Annotated in this window: 2 protein-coding genes and 1 pseudogene; 2 read left to right on the plus strand and 1 reads right to left on the minus strand. The window is 64.1% G+C overall.

Annotation, left to right across the window (positions count from 1 at the left end):
- Positions 1-281 (plus strand): annotated as a pseudogene (locus KDB67_RS17080) (nuclear transport factor 2 family protein); the annotation flags it as partial.
- 12 nt (positions 282-293) lie between these two features.
- Here the strand turns inward: KDB67_RS17080 and KDB67_RS17085 are convergent.
- Positions 294-1,262 (minus strand): hypothetical protein, encoded by a 969-nt coding sequence (locus tag KDB67_RS17085; protein WP_291018107.1) that lies wholly within the window; start codon positions 1,260-1,262, stop codon positions 294-296.
- Positions 1,263-1,397: 135 nt separating this feature from the next.
- Between KDB67_RS17085 and KDB67_RS17090 the strand changes: the two genes are divergently transcribed.
- Positions 1,398-2,145: AMP-binding protein (locus KDB67_RS17090; RefSeq protein WP_291018110.1), on the plus strand; the 748-nt coding region annotated here is incomplete at its 3' end.

Consider the following 2,145-nt stretch of genomic DNA (forward strand, 5'->3'; position numbering starts at 1 on the left):
TCGACCCCGACGGCACCGGCTTTCACGGTCACGAGGCGATCGCCGGATTCTGGGACAAATCGATCGCCACCACCGAAAGCATCGACTTCCGGTTCGACGAGGAGATCATCTGTGGCAACGAGGTGGCCTACATCGGCACCATCGTGACCCACATCGCCGGCCACATCACAGAATCCCGCGGAGTCTTCACCTACCGAGCCGCCCCCTACGGCAAACTCGCCGCCATCCGCGCCTTCTGGGAGGTCGAAAAAACAATGAACTCCTTCCGCAAAGCCGACTGACCTTCCGTCAGATCAGTCCAGTACGCCGTGACTGAACGCCGGGTCGAATCCGGACCGTCGAATATCGTCATCAAATTCACCGGTCCGGAATCGCTCGAGATTGGTACGGAATTCGGGAATCTTGTCTGCATACTTGATCGCGGTCATCGCCTGTTCGACGCGCCCGAGTGACCACCCGTCGGTGCTGACGATCCTTGCCAGATCATCGAAGTCGCGGCCCCGTGCCGATTCGGCGACGGCCACGCCCTTGCCGCCGACAACGTCGGAAAAGATCAGTCGAAGTCCACCGCCCGCGCGGATTTCCGGATCTTGCGAGCGTTCGTAGTACACCATGTCAACGACGATCGGTCGGTCCCCGCCGGTGCCTATAGCGATCTGCTTGCGGAAATCCTCGTTTCCGACGACGGCCGCGTCCCAGCCTCGGTCGGAGCAGACATCGAGTACTGCCGCTTGGGCGGCGATGAACGCCTCGGCGTCCCACCGATTGTTGAATGCGTCGATGTCATCGGTGTCGCGGGACACGATGTCGTAATCGATCAGCGCGGAGCCACCGGCGAGCGCGAAACCGTGCTCGGCGATCACGCTCAGGATCGCGTCCTGTATGGAGGCGAAGTCGTCCACGGTGTCAGTTCCTTCCCTCAGGGCCGGATGCAGCGTCTCCCACGCCCGACGCACCCGCGGTGGCAGCGACAGGTGCCGCCACTGTGAGACGAGTGCATCCCGGTTGATCCACTGCGACAACTGCGCGGGTGTGCTGGTCGAAGTGAGTGCAGACGAGTAGAACCGCCGGATGTCGTCGGTATCGGCGAAGTCGAGTCTCCCCGGCTGCCAGTAGAGATTGACGGGAGGGTCGTGCAGGCCATCGACCGGCCCGTCGAGCCTGTCCAGCGACGCCGCCACGTACACGTCGGGCTGGTACCGGGGTGTCCACGACGGACGCAGACGGTAGCTCGCGTGGAGCGCGGTCTGCGCGGTCGTCATTCTCCATTCTCCATTCTGCTGATGCGGATTGGACAACCGTACCGCCCGGCCACGCGGTCGGTGGTTCATGACGAGTGCGCACCGGCATATCGATAGCCTTTCGGTAAGGTGCATCGTCATGTAAGAGTTGACGGTATGGCCACACGTTCCGTCACCGACAGCGTCTCGGGCGCACCGGCACCCGTCTCCCGTCGCGGCGTCATCGGGACCGACGAGATCGGCGGCCTCTGGGACCTCGTCGAACAGTCCGCGCAGCTCCGCCCCGAACTGGTGATTCTCGCCGACGACCACGGACGGAGTCTCACCGCGGCGCAGTTCCGCGATGCGGCAGAGAATGCGGCGGCGGGCCTCGCCGAACGCGGTGTGGCGGCCGGTGACGTGGTGAGCTGGCAGCTGCCGACGACTCTCGAAGCCGCCGTCCTCATGGCGGCATGTGCACGGCTGGGAGCGGTGCAGAACCCGATCATCGCGCTACTGCGTGAGCGTGAAGTCGAGTTCATGCTCGAACAGGTCGGCACCACTCTGCTCATCGTGCCGGAGTCATGGAAAGGCTATCGGCACGCCGACATCGCCGACGCGTTCATCGTCCGTCACCCCGACCGTCATGCGCTGGTACTCGACTTCGACTTCGGCTCCGTTGACGCCGGCCTGCGTATTCCGGTCGGTGATCCGGCGAAACTTCCACCACCACTGTCAGGTTCGGATGACCCGCGGGTCCGGTGGATCTACTACACCTCCGGCACCACCGCCGCACCTAAAGGTGTCAAGCACACCGACAGATCGGTGATCGCCTCCTCCAACGGCATCACCGACGGCCAGCGCACCGACACCTCGTCGGTGCTGCCCATCCCGTGGCCGCTCGCGCACATCGGCGGCGTCGCCA

Source organism: Gordonia sp. (in: high G+C Gram-positive bacteria) (assembly GCF_020438995.1).
Classification (GTDB): domain Bacteria; phylum Actinomycetota; class Actinomycetes; order Mycobacteriales; family Mycobacteriaceae; genus Gordonia.